At 69.0% G+C, this 18,591-nt stretch carries 18 protein-coding genes and 1 pseudogene; 12 read left to right on the forward strand and 7 right to left on the reverse strand.

Going from position 1 to position 18,591, the window contains the following annotated elements; all coding sequences use genetic code 11:
* The first annotated feature begins 37 nt into the window (after positions 1-37).
* From BKK80_RS31580 to BKK80_RS31625, 10 genes and pseudogenes are all read left to right on the forward strand, one after another.
* The gene (locus BKK80_RS31580) at positions 38-1,168 is read left to right on the forward strand and encodes an alkene reductase (RefSeq protein WP_071072688.1); all 1,131 of its coding nucleotides are present in this window, start codon (positions 38-40) and stop codon (positions 1,166-1,168) included.
* A 182-nt stretch (positions 1,169-1,350) separates the two neighbouring features.
* Complete coding sequence (locus tag BKK80_RS31585; protein WP_071072690.1) at positions 1,351-2,646, forward strand: cytochrome c; 1,296 nt, start codon at positions 1,351-1,353, stop codon at positions 2,644-2,646.
* Positions 2,643-3,131 carry a (2Fe-2S)-binding protein gene (locus BKK80_RS31590; RefSeq protein WP_071018543.1) on the forward strand — a complete coding sequence of 163 codons (489 nt, stop codon included), beginning with the start codon at positions 2,643-2,645 and terminating at the stop codon, positions 3,129-3,131. Before BKK80_RS31585 ends, BKK80_RS31590 begins: the two co-directional genes overlap by 4 nt.
* On the forward strand, positions 3,128-5,416 hold the full coding sequence (locus tag BKK80_RS31595; protein ID WP_071072693.1) for a xanthine dehydrogenase family protein molybdopterin-binding subunit: 2,289 nt from the start codon (positions 3,128-3,130) through the stop codon (positions 5,414-5,416). Before BKK80_RS31590 ends, BKK80_RS31595 begins: the two co-directional genes overlap by 4 nt.
* Positions 5,417-5,645: 229 nt before the next feature.
* Positions 5,646-6,140: a VOC family protein gene (locus BKK80_RS31600; protein ID WP_071072695.1), complete on the forward strand. Its 495-nt coding sequence runs from the start codon at positions 5,646-5,648 to the stop codon at positions 6,138-6,140.
* Positions 6,137-7,360: an FAD binding domain-containing protein gene (locus BKK80_RS31605; protein WP_071072697.1), complete on the forward strand. Its 1,224-nt coding sequence runs from the start codon at positions 6,137-6,139 to the stop codon at positions 7,358-7,360. The genes BKK80_RS31600 and BKK80_RS31605 overlap by 4 nt, the downstream gene beginning before the upstream one ends.
* Positions 7,361-7,389: 29 nt before the next feature.
* A complete protein-coding gene (locus BKK80_RS31610) occupies positions 7,390-7,749 on the forward strand; it encodes a DUF485 domain-containing protein (protein ID WP_071018535.1) in 360 nt (119 codons plus the stop codon).
* Positions 7,746-9,388 (forward strand): annotated as a pseudogene (actP, locus tag BKK80_RS31615) (cation/acetate symporter ActP). The gene BKK80_RS31610 and the pseudogene actP overlap by 4 nt, the downstream one beginning before the upstream one ends.
* Positions 9,389-9,509: 121 nt before the next feature.
* On the forward strand, positions 9,510-10,187 hold the full coding sequence (locus tag BKK80_RS31620) for a TetR/AcrR family transcriptional regulator (RefSeq protein ID WP_083384416.1): 678 nt from the start codon (positions 9,510-9,512) through the stop codon (positions 10,185-10,187).
* 172 nt (positions 10,188-10,359) lie between these two features.
* A complete protein-coding gene (locus BKK80_RS31625; protein WP_236903860.1) occupies positions 10,360-11,034 on the forward strand; it encodes an LLM class flavin-dependent oxidoreductase in 675 nt (224 codons plus the stop codon).
* Positions 11,035-11,079: 45 nt separating this feature from the next.
* On the opposite strand, the gene BKK80_RS31630 is transcribed toward BKK80_RS31625, so the two are convergent.
* The 6 genes from BKK80_RS31630 to BKK80_RS31650 all read right to left on the reverse strand — a co-directional run bounded on the left by BKK80_RS31630 (position 11,080) and on the right by BKK80_RS31650 (position 14,937).
* On the reverse strand, positions 11,080-11,382 hold the full coding sequence (locus BKK80_RS31630; RefSeq protein ID WP_071018527.1) for a UBP-type zinc finger domain-containing protein: 303 nt from the start codon (positions 11,380-11,382) through the stop codon (positions 11,080-11,082).
* Entirely contained in the window at positions 11,379-11,513 is a 135-nt protein-coding gene (locus BKK80_RS37795; RefSeq protein ID WP_257786834.1) for a hypothetical protein, read from the reverse strand. The genes BKK80_RS31630 and BKK80_RS37795 overlap by 4 nt, the downstream gene beginning before the upstream one ends.
* Before the next feature lie 181 nt (positions 11,514-11,694).
* On the reverse strand, positions 11,695-12,075 hold the full coding sequence (locus tag BKK80_RS31635; RefSeq protein ID WP_071018525.1) for an OsmC family protein: 381 nt from the start codon (positions 12,073-12,075) through the stop codon (positions 11,695-11,697).
* Between the two features lie 370 nt (positions 12,076-12,445).
* The gene (locus BKK80_RS31640) at positions 12,446-13,474 is read right to left on the reverse strand and encodes an SGNH/GDSL hydrolase family protein (RefSeq protein WP_071018524.1); all 1,029 of its coding nucleotides are present in this window, start codon (positions 13,472-13,474) and stop codon (positions 12,446-12,448) included.
* Between the two features lie 211 nt (positions 13,475-13,685).
* Positions 13,686-14,045: a hypothetical protein gene (locus tag BKK80_RS31645; protein WP_071018522.1), complete on the reverse strand. Its 360-nt coding sequence runs from the start codon at positions 14,043-14,045 to the stop codon at positions 13,686-13,688.
* A gap of 100 nt (positions 14,046-14,145) precedes the next feature.
* Positions 14,146-14,937 carry a COG4705 family protein gene (locus BKK80_RS31650; RefSeq protein ID WP_071018520.1) on the reverse strand — a complete coding sequence of 264 codons (792 nt, stop codon included), beginning with the start codon at positions 14,935-14,937 and terminating at the stop codon, positions 14,146-14,148.
* A 609-nt stretch (positions 14,938-15,546) separates the two neighbouring features.
* Between BKK80_RS31650 and BKK80_RS31655 the strand changes: the two genes are divergently transcribed.
* Together BKK80_RS31655 and BKK80_RS31660 are read left to right on the forward strand one after the other, a co-directional pair.
* Positions 15,547-16,035, forward strand: coding sequence for a BON domain-containing protein (locus BKK80_RS31655; RefSeq protein ID WP_071018518.1), 489 nt, complete (start codon positions 15,547-15,549; stop codon positions 16,033-16,035).
* A 117-nt stretch (positions 16,036-16,152) separates the two neighbouring features.
* The gene (locus tag BKK80_RS31660; RefSeq protein WP_083384752.1) at positions 16,153-16,299 is read left to right on the forward strand and encodes a DUF3096 domain-containing protein; all 147 of its coding nucleotides are present in this window, start codon (positions 16,153-16,155) and stop codon (positions 16,297-16,299) included.
* 95 nt (positions 16,300-16,394) lie between these two features.
* Here BKK80_RS31660 and BKK80_RS31665 read toward each other — a convergent pair whose 3' ends face one another.
* A complete protein-coding gene (locus BKK80_RS31665; RefSeq protein WP_071022228.1) occupies positions 16,395-18,494 on the reverse strand; it encodes an acyl-CoA dehydrogenase in 2,100 nt (699 codons plus the stop codon).
* Positions 18,495-18,591: the final 97 nt, after the last annotated feature.

An 18,591-nucleotide genomic window follows, 5' to 3' on the forward strand; every position in this document is an offset into this window, starting at 1 on the left:
TTCCCCGATAACGCTCACGACCGGAGGTATCCCTGTCATGGACTCCCGACTCTTTTCCCCCATCTCCATCGGCCCGCTCCAGCTCGACCACCGCGTCGTCATGGCACCGCTGACGCGCTCCCGCGCCGGACAACCGGGCAATGTGCCCACCGCGCTGAACGCCGAGTACTACCGCCAGCGTGCCTCTGCCGCGCTGATCATCTCGGAGGCCGCGCAGATCTCCCAGCAGGGCCAGGGCTATGCCTGGACGCCCGGCATCCATACCGAGGCGCAGATCGCCGGCTGGTCCGCCGTGGCGGATGCCGTGCACGCCGCCGGCGGGCGCATGTTCCTCCAGCTCTGGCACGTGGGACGCGTGTCCCACCCCGTCTTCCAGCCCGGTGGCGCCCTGCCGGTGGCGCCCAGCGCGCTGCCCGTGCCGGGCAAGACCTTCATCCTCGACGAACACGGCCGTGGCGTCTGGGGAGAGATCCCGGTGCCGCAGCCGCTGAGCGTCGAAGGGATCGCCGCCATCGTCGCGGACTACCGCCAGGCCGCGCGCAACGCCATCGAGGCCGGCATGGACGGCGTGGAAATCCATGCGGGCAACGGCTACCTGCTGGACCAGTTCATCAACTCGGCAAGCAACCAGCGCACCGACCGATATGGCGGCAGCATCGAGAACCGTGCCCGGCTCCTGCTGGAGGTGGTGGACGCGGTCGCCGCCGAAATCGGCGCCGCGCGCGTGGGCGTGCGCCTGACGCCGATGGGCCGCTTCATGGGCATGGACGACGAGACGCCCGAGGCCACCTTCGTCCATATCGCGCGGCGCCTGAACCAGTGGCCGCTGGCCTACCTGCACCTGGTCGAGCCCGCCATGGTGGGCACCGTCAAGGACGAGGCCACGGACCCGCGCTGGGACCGCATGATCCGCATGATGCGCGACACCTACCAGGGCGTGCTGATGCTGGCCGGCGGCTACGACGGCCCGTCCGCGGAGAAGGCGCTCGCCGAGGGCCGCGCCGACCTGATCGCCTTCGGCCGGCCCTTCATCGCCAACCCCGACCTGCCGCTGCGCCTGCGCACCTCGGCGCCGCTGAACCAGCCGGATCCGGCCTCGTTCTTCGGCGGCGACGCAGCCGGCTACACCGACTACGCGCCGCTGCCCGACTACGCGCCGCTGCGGTAAGCGACAGACGGTCACGTACCGGGCGCCCTGCGCGCCCGGCCTAACACCTTCGTCTGGTGCGGTCACGACCATTCCGCAATGGCTGCGGTCCGCGCCGCCTCCTACACTGCCGAAATCGGCCAGCCCGGGCATGCCGCCCACCGACGCCGGTGCCACGCACCGGAAGCCAAGGAGATTTCCCCATGCCCTCTCGACGCCAATGGTGGATGCTGATCTGCGCCATCGTCCTGGCAGGAGGCGGCCTCGCGCTGTACCTGATGCTGGAGCGGGAGATCGCCCCCGTCCAGCCGCCGGCACCGGAATCATTCGAGCGCGCGCAGGTACTGCGCGGCGCCCGCGTGGCGGCGCTGGGCGATTGCGCGGTCTGCCACACCGCGCCCGGCGGCCAGCCCTATGCCGGCGGCCTGCCGCTGCGCACGCCGTTCGGCACCATCTATTCGACCAACATCACGCCCGATCCCGAGACCGGCATCGGCACCTGGTCGCTGGCGGCCTTCACGCGGGCCCTGCGGCGCGGCATCGCGCGCGACGGCCATCAGCTTTATCCCGCCTTCCCGTATGTCCACTACACGCGCATGTCCGACGACGACATCGCCGCGGCCTACGCTTACCTGATGCGGCGCGACCCGGTATCCGCCGCCGCGCCGCGCAACGACCTGATCTTCCCGCTCGGCTTCCGGCCGCTGGTGGCGTTCTGGAACGTGCTGTTCCTCCGCCCCGGAGCGCAAGCGCCCGACAGCGCCCGCAGCGCGCAATGGAACCGCGGCCGCGAACTCGTCAACGGCCTCGGCCATTGCGCGGCTTGCCATTCTCCGCTGAACCTCATCGGCGGCGAGAAGTCCGGCCAGGCCTTCGCCGGCAACCTCATCGACGGCTGGGAGGCACCTTCGCTGCTCCACCTCGCCAACGGCGCCGTGCCGTGGACCGAGGCACAGCTCGCCACCTACCTGCGCACGGGCATCTCGGGCGCACACGGCGCGGCGGCGGGCCCGATGCTGCCGGTCACGCAGGAACTGGCCACGGTGCCTGCATCCGACGTGGAGGCCATGGCCACCTATCTGTTCTCGCTGCAGCAGCCCGCGCCCGACGACCGCGAGCGGCCGCGCGACACCGCCGGCGCCCCGGTCCCGGGCGATGCCGATGCCGTGCAGCGCGGCCGGGTCCTGTTCGCCGGAGCCTGTGCCTCATGCCACGGCGAGCGCTCGCCCATGCAATCGCTCGGCAAGCGGCCGAGCCTCGCCACCAGCAGCGCGCTCCACTCGGCCAGCCCGCGCAATGCCATCCAGATGATCCTGTACGGCGTGCCATGGCAGGGCGAGCAGGCGCTCCACTACATGCCGCCGTTCCAGCAGGTGCTGGACGACAGCCAGGTCGCCGACCTGGCGGCCTATCTGCGCGCCGCCTACGCCGGGCGGCGGCCATGGGACGGCGTGCCAGCCACCGTCAGCAGCATCCGCAAGGGAGTGATGTCGCAATGATCACGCTGAGAGTCAACGGCAAGAGCCACGCGCTCGATATCGATCCGTCCACGCCGCTGCTGTACGCCTTGCGCGACGAGCTCGGGCTGCACGGCGCCAAGTTCGGCTGCGGCCTCGGCCAGTGCGGAGCCTGCACCGTGCTGGTCGACGACCGGCCGGTCTTCTCCTGCCTGGTCCCTGTGGCCGCACTGGGGCAGCGCGCGGTCCGCACGATCGAAAGCCTGGGCTCCGCCGAGCGGCCCGGCCCGCTGCAGCAGGCCTTCATCGAACACCAGGCGGCCCAGTGCGGCTACTGCATCGCCGGCATGATCATGCGCGCGCAGGCGCTGCTCGAAGCGAACGCCCACCCCACCGAAGCGGAGATCCGCGCGCACATGGAACCCAATCTCTGCCGCTGCGGCACCCATATGCGGATCCTGGCGGCGATCCGCGCGGCCGCCGCCGGCACCCGCGGCGCGGCCAAGGCGGCGGAGGCCACGCGATGAGCCGCGAGCTCCCCGACGGCCCCGACGGCCCCGACAACCCCGCGCGCCGGGCCCTGATGATCGCGGGCTCCCTGGTGGTCGGCTTCACCCTGCTGCCGGCGCGGCGCCCGCTCGCGCAGACGGTGCTGGCCGACGAGGGTGCCGCGGTCACGGTCGCCAGGCAGTTCGTCGCGCTGGCGGGCAGCCTGAAGACCAATCCCTATCTCGACGCCTGGATCCAGGTCGCCCCCGACAACCAGGTGACGGTCTACACCGGCAAGGTCGAGCTCGGCACCGGGGTGCGGACCGCCCTGTTGCAGGTCGCGGCCGAGGAGCTGCAGATCGAGCCCCGCCGCATCGTCTTCCTGACCGCCGACACGGCGCGCTCTCCCGATGAGGGCCTGACCGCCGGCAGCCATACCATGGCGGACAGCGGCAGCGCCTTGCTGAATGCCGCCGCCCAGGTGCGTGGCCTGCTGGCCGACGCCGCCGCGCGCCGGCTGCGCGTCGACCCGGCCAGCCTCACCCTGCGCGACGCCCGCATCGCGGCGCCGGACGGCCGCTCGCTGACGTTCGCCGAGCTGCTGCCGTACGTCAATCTCCACGTGCAGGCCAAGCCCGTCTCGCCGCTGCGCGATCCGGCGGCCTTCACCGTGATCGGCGCGTCGATGCGGCGTCTCGATATCCCCGCCAAGGTCTCGGGGGGACCGAGTTACGTACAGGACCTGCGCCTGCCCGACATGGTGCACGCGCGCGTCGTGCTGCCGCCCGCCTACGACGCGCCGCTGCTCGCGGTCGACGAGGCCGGCGCGCGCGCCACGCCAGGGTTCCTTGCCATCGTGCGCGACGGCAGCCTGCTGGCCGTGGTCGCGCAGAAGGAATGGCAGGCCGTGCTGGCGCAGCGCGCCTTGTCGGCCGGCTGCCGCTGGGGCAAGGGGCGCGCGCTGCCGGCGCCTGACGAAGTGGCCGCGCAGCTGCGGCAGATCGCCACCCAGCACCTGACCATCGCCGACGCCAAGGCGCCTATGCCGGCGGCCGCGCGCACGCTGGAAGCGGCCTACAGCAAGCGCTACCTGATGCACGGCTCGATCGGCCCCTCCTGCGCCGTCGGCCGCATGGAGAACGGCCGGCTCACGGTCTGGACGCACTCGCAGGGGGTCTATCCGCTGCGCGACGGCCTGGCCGAGATGCTGTCGATGCCGAAGGAGAAGATCCGCTGCGTCCATGTCGAGGGCTCCGGCTGCTACGGTCACAACGGCGCCGACGACGCGGCGGCGCATGCCGCCCTGCTCGCGCGCGCCTTGCCGGGACGCGCGGTGCGCGTGCAATGGATGCGCGACCAGGAAAACCTGTGGGACCACTACACGCCCGCCATGATCACGCAGGTCCGGGCCGGGCTGTCGGCCGACGGCACCATCGTCAGCTGGGACTATGCCTTGTGGAGCAGCTCGCACAACGAGCGCGTGGTCAACGCGGGCCGGCTGCTGCCGGCCACCCAGCTGGCCAAGCCGTTCACACCGGCGCCGTCGGTGCCGATGCTGCAGCCGGAGGGCGGCGGCGACCGCAACGCGATTCCGCCGTACCGCCTGCCAGCCAGGCACATCGTCAATCACTTCTCGCCGACGATGCCGCTGCGCACCTCGGCCATGCGCTCGCTCGGCGCGCATCTCAACGTCTTCAGCATCGAGACCTTCATGGACGACCTCGCGCGCGCGGCCGGCATCGATCCGGTCGAATTCCGCGTGCGTCACATGGATGACCCCCGCGCGCTCGAGGTGATCAGGCTGGCCGCGCGCGAGTCCGGCTGGCCGCGCAAGGCGAAGGCCGCGCGCGCGGGCAAGCGGGGCGTCGGCTTCGCCTTCGCGCGCTACAAGAACCTGATGGCCTATGTCGCCATGGCGGTGGAGGTCTCGGTCGAGCGCGACAGCGGCAGGGTGCGCCTCGAATCGGCGCAAGTCGCGGTTGACTGCGGCCAGGTCGTGAACCCCGACGGCGTGCGCAACCAGATCGAAGGCGGCATCCTGCAGGCCGCCAGCTGGACGCTCTACGAGCAGCTCCGCTTCGACCGCGACGGCATCCGCAGCGTCGACTGGAGCAGCTATCCGATCATGCGCTTCTCCACCGTGCCCGCGCAGATCAAGGTCCACCTGATCGACCGGCCCGGCGCCCCCTTCCTCGGCGTGGCGGAAGCCGCCATGGGGCCGACCGCCGCCGCCATCGGCAACGCCCTGCTGGATGCCACCGGCCTGCGCCTGCGCGACCTGCCGCTGGGCGGCGAAGCGCTGCGCGCGCGGCTCGCCCCCTGAGCCCGCCACCGCCGCGGCAGCAATGCCGCGGCGCCGGCCGGTGGTTCCCGGCTGCCGGCTGCCCGCCATCGACTGCCGCGCCGCCGGTGCGCCTCGCACTTCATTTATCACTCGAAAAACAGCGATTCATCAGGGTAACTACTGCCTGAATCGTTCTTGGTCGCCTGTCACCTCCAACCTATAATTTATCAACCGATCACTGATCGACTGATAAATTAAGGAGAGAGCGATGGCACTGGCCAGGCTTGCACACTATTCCATCCGTACCACCGACCTGGAGCGCTCATGCGCGTTCTATGAGCGTGTCCTGGGCTTCCGGCGCGGCTTCCGGCCGGCCTTCGACTTCCCGGGCGCCTGGCTCTACCTGGGCGACGACGAAAGCGGCTTCGGCACCGTGCACATCATCGGCGTCGATCCGGACAGTCCCGCCGGCCTGTCCGCCTACCTGGGCGACCGCACCCTGCCCGCGTCCGGCACCGGCACGCTCGACCACATCGCCTTCCTCGCCACCGGTGTCCGGCAGATGTGGGCCACCCTGCGCGCCGCGGGAATTCCCTGGCGCGATCGCACGGTTCCCGGCCTGGGCCTGCACCAGGTCTTCATCGAGGATCCGTCCGGCGTCACGATCGAACTCAACTACCCCGCGGCGGAAGTCGCCGGCCTCGACATCGCCGGCCTTGCGCAGCCCGACGGCACCCATGCCCTGACTGGAGAACTGGAATGACTACCACACGGCTCACCAAGCCGAAGGCGATCGTCGTAGGCGGCTCGCTCGGCGGCCTGCTTGCCGCCAACATGCTGATGCGCGACGGCTGGGACGTCGAGATCTTCGAGCGCACGCCCGAAGCCCTGGTCGGACGCGGCGCCGGCATCGTCACGCATCCGGAGCTGTTCGAGGCGCTCGCCGCCGCCGGCGTGGCGGTCGACGACAGCATCGGCGTGCACGTGGACAGGCGCATCACGCTGTCGCGCGAGGGCAAGGTCTTGTCGGAACGCGCCATGCCGCAGACGCTGACCGCCTGGGGCAAGATCTACGAGGTCCTGAACCACGCCTTTACGGGCACTTACCGCACCGGCGCCACCGTGGTATCGGCCGATACGCATGGCGACCATGCCGTGGTGACGCTGCAGGACGGCTCGGCGCACCGCGCCGACCTCGTGGTCGCCGCCGACGGCTTCCGCTCGGGGCTGCGCGAGCAATGGCTGCCGGCGGCCGGGCTCGAGTACGCCGGCTACATCGCCTGGCGCGGCCTGGTCGACGAGGCGCAGCTCTCGGCCGGCACCCGCGCGGACATCTTCGAGCAGTTCGCCTTCTGCCTGCCGCCGCACGAGCAGATCCTCGGCTATCCCGTGGCCGGCGCCGCCAACAGCACCGCGCCGGGCCAGCGCCGCTACAACTTCGTGTGGTACCGCGCCACGCGCGAGGACGACGAGCTTCCCGACCTGCTGACCGACGCCAGCGGCAAGTGCTGGCGCAACGGCATCCCGCCCGCGCTGATCCGCCCTGGCGTGCTTGCCGACATGGAGAGCGCGGCCACCGAGCTGCTGGCGCCGCAGTTTGCCGAGGTGGTCGCCAAGACCGCCCAGCCGCTGTTCCAGCCGATCTTCGACCTGACGGTGCCGCGCATGGCGTTCGGCTGCATCGCCCTGCTCGGCGACGCCGCCTTCGTCGCGCGCCCGCACTGCGGCATGGGTGTCACCAAGGCCGCCGGCGACGCCATGGCGCTGGTGCGCGCGCTCGGCAGCGGTGCGCCGGTGGCGGACGCGCTCGCGGCCTACAGCAGCGAGCGTGTGCAGATCGGCCACGCGATCGTCGAACATGCGCGCCATCTCGGCGCCTACATGCAGGCGCAACTGAAGAGCGACGAGGAGCGCGCGATGGCCGAGCGCTACCGCACGCCCGAGGCGGTCATGCGCGAGACCGCGGTGTCCCGGCGCTTCTGAGCCCCCTGCCATTGATCGGAGACCCTGCCATGCCCCAAGCCGCCCCCTACCCCTCCCATGCGGACGCCACCGAGCGCGATGCACCGGTGGTCCCCCACCCCATCCTCGGCCGCCCGGACTTCGCCCGCCTGCAACGCATGCGCCGCCGCTTCGCCTGGACGCTGACGGCGGCCATGCTGATGGCCTATTTCGGCTTCATCCTCACGCTGGCCTTCCGGCCGGCCCTGCTGGCCGTGCCGCTGGTTGCCGGCCGGCCCATGACCGTCGGCATCCCCATCGGCTTCGGCATGTTCGCCTTCACCTTCGCGCTGGTCGCGCTCTACGTCCATCGCAGCAATACCGTCTACGACCGGCTGATCGCCGGCATCCGCCAAGGAGAACTGCAATGAAGCGCCTGCTGAGCCTGGTCTTCGCGCTGGCCGCGGCCGCTCCGGCCCTGGCCGCCCCCCCCCGGTCGGGCAGGGAATGAACCTGACCGCGATCGGCATGTTCCTGGTGTTCGTCGCGGCCACCCTGGTGGTGACGCGATGGGCCGCCCGCCGCAACCACAGCGTGGCCGACCACTACGCGGCCGGCGGCAGGATCACCGCGCTGCAGAACGGCTGGGCGATCGCCGGCGACTATATGTCCGCCGCCTCGCTGCTCGGCATCTCGGCGCTGGTGTTCACCAGCGGCTACGATGGCCTGATCTACTCGATCGGCTTCCTGGCCAGCTGGCCGATCATCCTGTTCCTGATCGCCGAGCCGCTGCGCAACCTCGGGCGCTACACCCTGGCCGACGTGTTGTCCTACCGGCTGCGGCAGCGCCCGATCCGCGCCTTCTCCGCCACCAGCTCGATCGTGATCGTGCTGCTGTACCTGGTTTCGCAGATGGTCGGCGCGGGCAAGCTGGTGGAACTGCTGTTCGGCTTCAGCTATACCTCGGCGGTGGTCCTGGTCGGCGTGTTGATGGTGGTCTACGTGTTCTTCGGCGGCATGCTCGCCACGACCTGGATCCAGATCATCAAGGCGGCCCTGCTGCTGGCCGGCTGCGCCTTCATGGCCTTCATGGTGATGAGCCGCTTCGGCTTCAGCCTGGACCGCCTGTTCGAGCAGGCCATCGCAACGCACGGCAAGCACGCCGCCATCATGCGCCCTGGCGGCCTGGTCTCGGACCCGGTCTCGGCCATCTCGCTCGGCCTCGCCCTGATCTTCGGCACCGCCGGCCTGCCGCACATCCTGATGCGCTTCTTCACCGTGAGCAACGTCAAGGCCGCGCGCAAGAGCGTGCTCTATGCCACCGGCATCGTCGGCATCGGCTATGCGCTGATCATCGTGATCGGCTTCGGCACCATCGCCCTGGTGGCCGGCGATCCGCTGTACCACAACGGCTCGGGCGCGGTGATCGGCGGCGTCAACATGGTGGCGGTACACCTGGCCCATGCGGTCGGCGGCAACCTGTTCCTCGGCTTCATCTGCGCGGTGGCCTTCTCCACCATCCTGGCCGTGGTCGCCGGGCTCACGCTGGCCGGCTCCTCCGCCATCTCGCACGACCTCTATGCGACCGTCGTGCGCCGCGGCCAGGCCACCGACCACGAGGAAATGCGCGTCTCGCGCGCCACCACGCTCGTGCTGGGCGTGCTGTCCATCCTGCTCGGCATCCTGTTCGAGAAGCAGACCATCGCCTTCATCGTCAGCCTGACCTTCTCGATCGCCGCCAGCTCGAATTTCCCCGTGCTGCTGCTGTCGATCTACTGGCGCGGCCTGACCACGCGCGGCGCGGTCATCGGCGGTACCCTGGGACTGCTCACCGCAGTGGTGCTCACGATCCTGAGCCCGACGGTGTGGGTACAGGTGCTGGGACATGCCACGGCGATCTACCCGTACGAGTATCCGGCGCTGTTCTCCATGCTGGTGGCCTTCGCCGGCATCTACGTCTTCTCGGTGACCGACCGCTCCGCGCGCGGCGCCTGGGAGCGCTCGGCCTACGCCAACCAGCAGGTCGCCAGCGAGCTCGGCATCGCCGGCAGCGGGAAAGCCGGCGGATGAACGCGGCGCCCGCCTGCGCGCCGACGCGGCGCAGGCGGGCCCGGGCCGTTGTTTATCGGTCGATCGGCGGCTTGGTAGAATCCCCGGACATCACCCGCACCCGATCGTCAGAGGGCATCCCATGGAAGCAGGCAGCGCAGCGGACAGCGACGACAACAGGATCACCCGCAGGCTCCTGCCGGAGGAGCGGGAACAGCAGATCGTCGACAAGGCCATCGAGCACTTCACCCGCAACGGCTTCGGCGGCAGCACCCGCGAGCTGGCCCGCCAGATCGGGGTCACGCAACCCTTGCTCTATCGCTATTTCGACAGCAAGGAGGCGCTGATCGAGCGCGTCTACAACGAGGTGTTCAAGTGGCGCCCGGAATGGGAGCGGCAGATCGCCGACCGCTCCATTCCGCTGGCCGAGCGGCTGTACGTCTTCTATCTCGACTATGCCTCGGTGATCCTGCGCGAGGAATGGATCCGCCTGTTCATCTTCGCCGGCCTGACCCACGAGGGCATCAACAACAAGTACCTGAGCAAGCTGCGCAGCAAGGTCTTCCTGCCGGTGCTGGCCGAAGTGCGCGAGGCCTTCGGCATCGCCCCGCCCCGCCATGCCGCCGACACCGAGGCCGAGATCGAGATGATCTGGGGCCTGCATGCCGGCATCTTCTACCTGGGCGTACGCAAATGGATCTACGGGCTGAAGGTGCCGGGCGACATGGCAGCGGTGATCCGCCAGAAGGTCGACGTCTTCCTGCACGGCGCGCCGGCGGCGATGCGCAAGCTGCGCGACGGCGGGCGTACCGCGCCATAGCGGCGCGACCGGATCGTCCGCCCCGGCCCGCGCGCAACGGCATGGCGCGCCGGCTCGATGCCGGGCGGTGAAGATCGGCGTTGCGAGCAGTACAACGCAGCTTTCGGCCTGACCCCGCTTATCGCCGTCGCGCGCGGGGCGCATCATGGCTCCATCACCTGGAGAACCAGCCATGACGGCCGGGATCGTGCTGCCGCTGCGCCATCCGCTGCATACGGCGAAGGCCGCCGCCTCGGTCGACGTCGTCAGCGGGGGGCGCTTCGTGCTGGGCGCGGCCTCGGGCGACCGCCCCGCCGAGTATCCCGCCTTCCATCTCTCGCACGAAGCGCGCGGCGCGGCCTACCGGGAAGATATCGAAGTGATCCGGCGCAGCACCGCGGAAGACTTCCCGCGGCTGTCCGGCAGCTTCGGCACCCTGGACGGCCTCGACCTGCTGCCCAAGGCGAGCGGACGCTACCTGCCCATGCTGGCGGTCGGCAGCGCGCAGCAGACGCTGCAGTGGATCGCGCGCAATCTCGACGGCTGGGTCACCTATTTCCGCCCCATCGAAGCCCAGAAGCCGAGGATCGACATGTGGCGCAGCGCGGTCGAGACCCAGGCCCACGGGGCCTTCCGTCCCTTCGCCACGTCCATGTTCATCGACCTGGCCGACGACCCGGACGCCGCGCCGTCGCCGATCTTCCTCGGCTATCGGCTCGGCCGCCACCGCCTGCTGGAAGAGCTCGACGCCCTGGCCAGGCATGGCGCGAACCACGTGGCTTTCAACCTGCGCCACAGCACGCGGCCGGCCGGGGAGGTCCTGGAGGAACTGGCCGAGTTCGTGCTTCCGCGCTATCCCAGCGCTTGAATGGATGGCAGCGCGGCAGCCGCCGGCGCAAGCCGGCAGTCGGTCTCAGACAAAGCGTGGGATAGGCCCGCGTTGCGGTGTCTGGTTCGGCAGATCGACTTCCTGCCGGTCGATGTAGCACCATCCCCAGCCCTCCGGGGGATCGTAGCCCTCGATGATGGCGTGCCCGGTCGCTTCGAAATGCGCGCGGGCATGCTTGTGCGGCGAGCTGTCGCAGCAGCCGACGTGGCCGCAGGTCCGGCACAGGCGGAGGTGCACCCACGCGCTGCCGATCCTCAGGCATTCTTCGCACCCCCGTGCGCTGGGTACGACATCGAGTATCCCGTCGGTGTGCTGGCATGAGTTCATGCTGACTCCTTGTTCAGGCTGCTGAGGTAAGCGTGGATCTGGGCGATGGCCGCCGCCCCGTCGCCGACCGCCGCCGCGACGCGCTTGGTCGAGCCGGCGCGGACGTCACCGATGGCGAAGACCCCGGGCATGCCGGTCTCGAGCCTGGACGGCCGCCAGGACGGGGAACATCTGGTGCCTGCGCCCCCGGCGTCATCTGCGTGCGGCTGGGTCATGGACCTGCTCCCATGGTCAACGGCGCCCGGCGGGCGCATCGTCCAGCGCAGCCGCCGCCGTGGAATCCCCGGGCGGTTGGCATGCTGCGGCTCCGCGCTACGCGAGGCGGGTATCGATCGGCAAGCCGGACTTCAGCGTCAGCGTCACAGGCGTGCGCTCGGCGATCTCCGCCAGGCGCGCCTTCTGGCCGTCGTCCAGCCCCTGTATCGCCAGCGTCCGTTCGATGCGGCGCTCCTCGCTGCCCACGATGCGCAGCGAGACATCGAGCGACGCGAAGGACCAGCCCTTGCGTTCGGCATACATCTTGAGGGTGATCGCCGTGCAGGCGCCGAGGCTGGCCAGCAACAGGTCATAGGGTGCAGGGCCCGCGCCTTTGCCGCCCAGCGCGGGCGGCTCGTCCGCCGTGATGGCGTGTCCGCCCACGACGATGTCCGTGCGATAGGGCGTCGATTCGATATGGGCGCTGCCGTGCGTCATGGTACCGGCTCCTCGGGATGATGTGGCGAAGCATGGAATAGGGCCCGCTCACCGCCAGCCTGCCTCCAGCATCCTCGCAAAACGACGGTGACACCAGTAAACCTTTGGTATGCACCGGCAAACCCGCGTCCTGCCGGCCCTGCGCCCACCTTGCAGGGCACGGCGTCCGGAATGTACGGTAGCGCGCTGCGGCGTGGCGGTGCGGGGCCTTGTGGACCATGGTGCAGGCATAGTCGACACGTGTCTGCCGGCTTGGAAGCGGCAGGGCCTGCCCGCAGGTCCATGCGCCCCGACGACATCGAGGCCGCGAGGTCAGGCCGGATGGGCGCGGACCCCGCGATGCAGCTTGCGGGTGGCCCCGCCCGCCGGCTCAGTGGCCAAGACCGCTCGCCGCGATCTGCTGCTCCACGAACTGGGCGAACAGCGCATGCAGCCGTGTCGTCGGGTGAAGGTCGTCGGCGAACATATAGGTCTGATCGGCATTGGCCGTCACGTAGGTGGGCGGCGAGCACAGCAGGGCCGTGTTATCGGGCGTCTTCGCCGGGTCGCAGGCGACGCTGGTGTTCGACACCAGGAAGCCATCCGCCTTGAAGTTCGCGATGACCTGGTTCTCCCATGTGTAGGAATCGATCTGGATGACCTTGCCCTGCACGCCGTCGGCCTGCAGCGCCGAGTTCAGTCTGTCGTTGAAGATCTGCGACAGCTGTGTCAGGGTTGCCCCGCCGTCGGCCGCCGCAAGCCCTTTGGGCGCCAGTCCGATATTCGGGACATTGACCACGACCACATGCGTGGCGCCATTCTGGACGATCTGCGCGACCACCTGGGCCAGGGTACTTGCCGCGGTCTGCACGGTCTGTGCCGCGGCCGGCAAGGCTCCGGCGCGCAGCACGTCGTTCGCGCCGGCGAAGACCAGCACCAGTTGACTGGAGTCGAAGCGGCCGTGCGTGTTCAGGTAGGACGAGACCTGTTGCGTGACCGGCATTTCGACATTGCCGATCACATCGGTCAGGAAATCGTACAGATTGGCCGCCGTTGCCACCGTGGCGCCGCCCTCCGCATAGCCGAAGCCGCCGTGCGCGCTCAACTGATGTGCCGCGCTGATCGTGAATGCCGCGGTGAGCGTGTCGCCATAGTATTGGGCGACGTCCTGGGTCCAGACCTGGCCCGGATTGGTCGTGAAGCGCCCTCCGCCGACGGCGCTGGCGAGCGGCGCATAGGTGCCGACATCCGACAGGCTGTCGCCGAACGAGACGATCTGCAGGTGAATGCCGCCCGCCGGGGCAGCGGCGCCATTCGAGCCCCCTCCCCCACCGCCGCCACCGCCACCGCCACATGCAGCAAGCAGTGAAAGCACCGTGGCAAGCATGGCGCCCCGTACCTTGTGATGGCTTCCTTGCATCGCTCCTCCACCGTGGAAATCGGCCGCAGGCGGCCACGAACATCAGGCCGGTGCCTCCGGGGGCACCTTCCCTTCGGTGGGCGAGCAGCGAGTCCGGGACCGGACGCGGGTTGCCCGTCGACTTTCATTGTAGGCAGCACGCGGTGGCATTGGCAGGCGGAGATCGTGACCGGCGGAGGCGGCCTCGGCCGCGAGCGTTCCCGCGCACACGCTAGCCACGGCGATCGTCGCGGTGGTCGTCGCGGCGGTCGTCACGGCGGTCGTCACGGCGGTCATGGCGGTAGTCATCTCGGTGGTCATCATGATGAAACGCCCTGCCTTGCGGATGGCGACGGTTCCACTCTTCGCGTGCCCACCACCGGCGACCGTCCCAATAGCGGTCGCCATGCCAGCCGATGACCACATTCGGCTCCTCCACGACAGTGGGCGCCTGCCCATAGACCGCCGGCGGCGCCGGCTCGACATAGGCCAGGGCACTCCGCTCGTCCGCGGACTCATGCGCCAGCGTGACGGCCGAGGCCGCCATGGCGAGGATGCCGAGGGAGAAACAGGTCGCGTAGCATCGGAGCATGATCCACCCCCATTGGGAAAGCCATCGAGTACTTCCACTCTATGGCGGCGAACCTGCCGGCTGCCTGCGGCGCAGGCTGAAAGGCCTGTCGGTCCTTGTCCTACATCGCCGAGTTCACCCGGGATGCCGCACGCTGCGGGAGCAGCAGGATGCAGCCTGCAATGAAGGCAACCAGGACACCCGACGCATAGAAGCGGCTGAAGTGCAGGCCGCCTTGCGCGACAGGCTTGTCGAGCAGGTCGCCGAGGGTCGCGCCAAGCGGACGCGTGAGCACGAATGCGACCCAGAAGAGCGCGGTGCGCGAGATCCTCGGCCAGAGCCGGAGCAAGGCCGTGATGAGAAGCCCGCCAGAGAAGATCGCCGCGCCGACTTCATAGCCGAGCCCGAGGCCGCCCCGGTCCTCGCCGGCCACCCAATCGCCGAGTGCGGTTCCGAGCGTCTGCGAGAACATGATGGTGATCCAGTAGAACCATTCCGCGCGCGCGCTGACGACGCTCCCGACGGAAACCGTGCCCTCGACGCGGTACCAGACCGCCAGGCTCGCGACCAGCAGCGTGGCGACGATGGAGACCCCGCCCGGATAGCCGACGCCGAGCGAGCGGTCGCAGAAGTCGGCCAGCGTCGTGCCAAGCGTCGTCGTGGCGACGATCGTGGCCCAGTACAGCACCGGGTAGAACCGGCTCGCACGGATCTGGGCCGAGACCAGCACGAGGAAGCCGGCAAGGAAGATCAGGGAGCCGACGAGATAACCGAGCTTGAGCGACATCGTCACCCAGTCGCCGCTGGTTTCACCAAGCGTGGTCGCTGCAATCTTGATGATCCAGAAGCCGAACGTGATCGCCGGCACCTTGCTGACAGCGTCTTCGAGGGGACTTCGGGGATTGGAACGCATAGGTAGGGTCCTTTGCTGCCGCCTTGCCGCGCACGGATGCGCGCGGATGGGAATGCAGCCGATGCGGGCAGTTCCTTTCCCTGTTCGATGCCGTGCGTGGCGAGGGTTCAGCCAGCGTTGTGACGGTTTGTAACCGGTGGTCCGATCCGCTCGCACCTGCTGGATCCGCCTGGCGCGCCTGGATCCGCCTGAAAGGGAGCAAGCGCCACGCCGGGTCTTTGCCTGGGGCGTCCCGGGCTCACATCGAGCGGTTGAGCCGGCCATCGTTTCGCAGAATAGGAGATCGTCCGACATCCGTATCGACGGCCCCATCCTAGAACGAAAGCACAGCCACGTGAAACGCGGTGTGTCAATACCAGCGGCGCGATGAGATGAAGAAGCGGCAGTTGTGATGGACTGCAGGAAAGACCCAGGGCCGATGAGCGTTCCAACACCTGATGCCGTGTCGCGGCAACGCGCCGTTCTCATCAAGCGGCAAGCGCTGGCGCGGCATGCGGGATAGATGGGATAGATGGGATAGGTGGGATAGGGATCGTGCGGCCTTTGCCGCGTCGCCTGGAGCGGACGCGGCGGCGACGAATCCTCCATGCCATCCTCAAAGGAGAGACCATGCGCAAGACCCGAACGACCCGAACGACCTCGCACACCCGTGCGTTCCGCAAGACCTGCCTGGCAGCAGCGCTGGCAGCGGCCACGGGTACCGTGCTGGCACTGGATAGCGGCGGCATCGTGCGCACAGCCGCGGACGACTACTCGACAACGGCGCCGGCCACCGCGCCGGCCAACCCTGCGGCGCCTGCCCAGTCCGGCCGCATGCAGGGCGAGCGTGACACGCAACAGCCCGCAACCCCGGCCATGAGTTCAGACAAGGCTAAGGAGAAACTGAGCGACAGCACCATCACCACCAAGGTCAAGGCCAAGCTGCTGACCACCAAGGACCTGAAGTCCACCGGCATCCACGTCAAGACCAGGGACGGCGTGGTCAATGTCAGCGGCAACGTGCCGAGCAAGGAGCAACACGATCGCGCGCTCGAGACGATCCGCAGCGTGAAGGGCGTGAACTCCGTCCACGACACCTTGAAGATCTCCTCACGCTGACGCAGCTGACGCAGCCGACGCAGCCGACGCAGCCGACGCGCCGCCCGGCCCGTCCCCCGCGCCCCGCGCGGGAGGGCCGGAGCGATGCGACCCATCGCCCGCCTCGAAGGAGTCATCGTGCACCTCATCACCAGCGCTGGCCCACTTATCTCGCTGATCGCTGGGATCCTGATCCTGCTGATTCCGCGCCTGCTCAACTACATCGTCGCCATCTACCTGATCGTCATCGGCTGCCTGGGATTGTTCGGCGGGCATGTGCGTTGAGTGCAGGCACGTACCGCGTCCTGGCGACACGGTCAGGGAGCGGTCGCAGGCCGCGTCGGCGTCGATGCCTTGGCGCGCATTGACGCCTTGACCTTCTATTCCGGGAAGCTGTCCACCTGGATCACCTTGTCGAGCGCACGCAGGAAGGCCAGCGCCTGCGGTGCGGCTGACGTCGCGGCGATTTCCTCCAGCGCCTTGGACTGGCGGATGGCGCCGGCCAGCCGCTGGCTCTCCTCTTCGCCGATCTCCTGCGCCAGTGACAGCAGATCATGCAAGTCACGGAGGCCCCCCGCACGGGGCAGACCCATATCCGGGCAAAGCCGGCCGATGACGAGCGGATCGTCAAGTGCCTCGGCAATCGCCAGGGTTTCCGCGTCACGCAAGCGCCGAATCGGCCGGAGTCCCCCCAGCGCGACCATGCCGGCCACCCTCAGCGCCGGATTGGAGACATTGCCATACAGCGCATGCAGGGCTGCACTGGCGAGCCAGATCTGCTGCCGGACAGCGCCATGCACGACCGGCGCGAGTCCCGCATCCGGCTGCCCGGCGTATCGCCACAAGCAGGCACATGCCATATAGAGATGCGACAGCGCATCGCCCAGACGCGTCGACAGCAATTCGAGACGCTTGAGCTTGCCACCCAGGATCCCGACGCAAACGTCCGTGGTGAAGGCAAAGCTGGCGGCGAGCCGGGTAATCGTGCGTGCCTCGCGCTCGAAACCCCGAGGGACCTGGCCCAGCAGCGGCGCCTGGAGAAGAATGCCGCGCAGGCAGTGCAGCACTTGGCCGCAATGCCCGAGCAGGGCTTCGCCGAGGGCACTGGCGTCGCGCTGCTCGACTGCCTGGATTTCCCTCAGCAGATAGGGATGGCAACGCACCGCCCCCTGCCCGAAGATGATCAGCGCGCGGGTGAGGATGTTCGCCCCTTCGACGGTGATGGCGATCGGCGCATGGCGATAGGCGATCGACAGCAGGTTGGACGGGCCGGCGCAGATGGCCTTGCCGGCGAGGATGTCCATGCCGTGGTTGAGCGCTCGGCGCGCCGCTTCGGTCGAATGGTATTTCACGATGGCGCTGGCTACGCTCGGCCGCTCGCCCTGGTCGAGGACGCAGGTGGTCAGCCGTCGCGCGGCATCGGTGGCATAGAGCTCGGCGGCCATCTGCGCCAACGGCGTGGCGATGTTGGGGAAGCGGTGGATGGACAGGCCGAACTGATTGCGCAGTCGCGCGTAGCCGTTGGCCACATACAGCGATGTCTGCTGCAGCGCCACGCTGAGGGCAGGCAACGATATCCCGCGGCCGGTGGCCAGGCACTCCATCAGCATGCGCCACCCCTTGCCGATGTTCTGCTTGCCGCCGATGACCCAGTCGAGCGGAATGAACACGTCTTCGCCCTGCACAGGTCCGTTCATGAAGGCCCCGTTCATCGGCCTGTGGCGTGCGCCGATGCGCAGGCCCGGATGCGGCACCGGGATCAGCGCACAGGTGATGCCCAGCTCCTGCGAGCCCGCGGGCCTGGCCGGATCGATGGCGTTGAAGGCAAGGCCGACGACCGTGGCAACCGGTGCCAGTGTGATGTAGCGCTTGGAGAAGGTCAGCGCGAAGCCCGGGGTCATGGCACCGTTCCATTCACGCTGCGTCAGTACCCCGACATCGGGGATCGCCGCCGCGTCCGAGCCCGCATAGGGAGAGGTCAACGCAAAGCACGGCAGATCCTCGCTGCGCGCCAGGCGTGGCAGGTAATGCGCTTTCTGAGCCTCGGTGCCGTAGCGCAGCAGCAATTCGGCGGGCCCGAGCGAATTCGGCACCATCACGGTCACCGCCGCGGCCAGGTTGACGCTTGCGATGCGCGTGACGACGGCGGCATGGGCGGCATGGCTGAACTCGAGTCCGCCGTAGGCGCGCGGGATGATCATGCCGAAGAAGCGATGCCTGCGCAGGTAGCTCCAGACTTCAGCCGGCAGGTCGTGCGCCTCGTCGATGGCGAAGTCGTCGAGCATGCCGCACAGTTCGGCCACCTGCTCTTCGAGGAAGACCCGCTCCTCCTCATCCAAGCGCTCGGCCGGGATCGCCGCCAGCCTGGCGAAATCGGCTTTGCCCGCAAACAGGCAGCCTTCAAACCCGACCGTACCGGACTCCAGCGCGGCCCGTTCCGTCTCGCCGATCTTCGGCAAGGCCTCGGTGAACGCGGCCATCAGGAGCCGTCCGAGCAAGGATGACAGCATCGGCGTGTGCCAGGTCGGGGGATTCGGTGGCACGCCCTGCGCCGCGCCGGTTCCCGCCAGGCGCGCG

This window comes from Cupriavidus malaysiensis (genome assembly GCF_001854325.1).
GTDB lineage: Bacteria > Pseudomonadota > Gammaproteobacteria > Burkholderiales > Burkholderiaceae > Cupriavidus > Cupriavidus malaysiensis.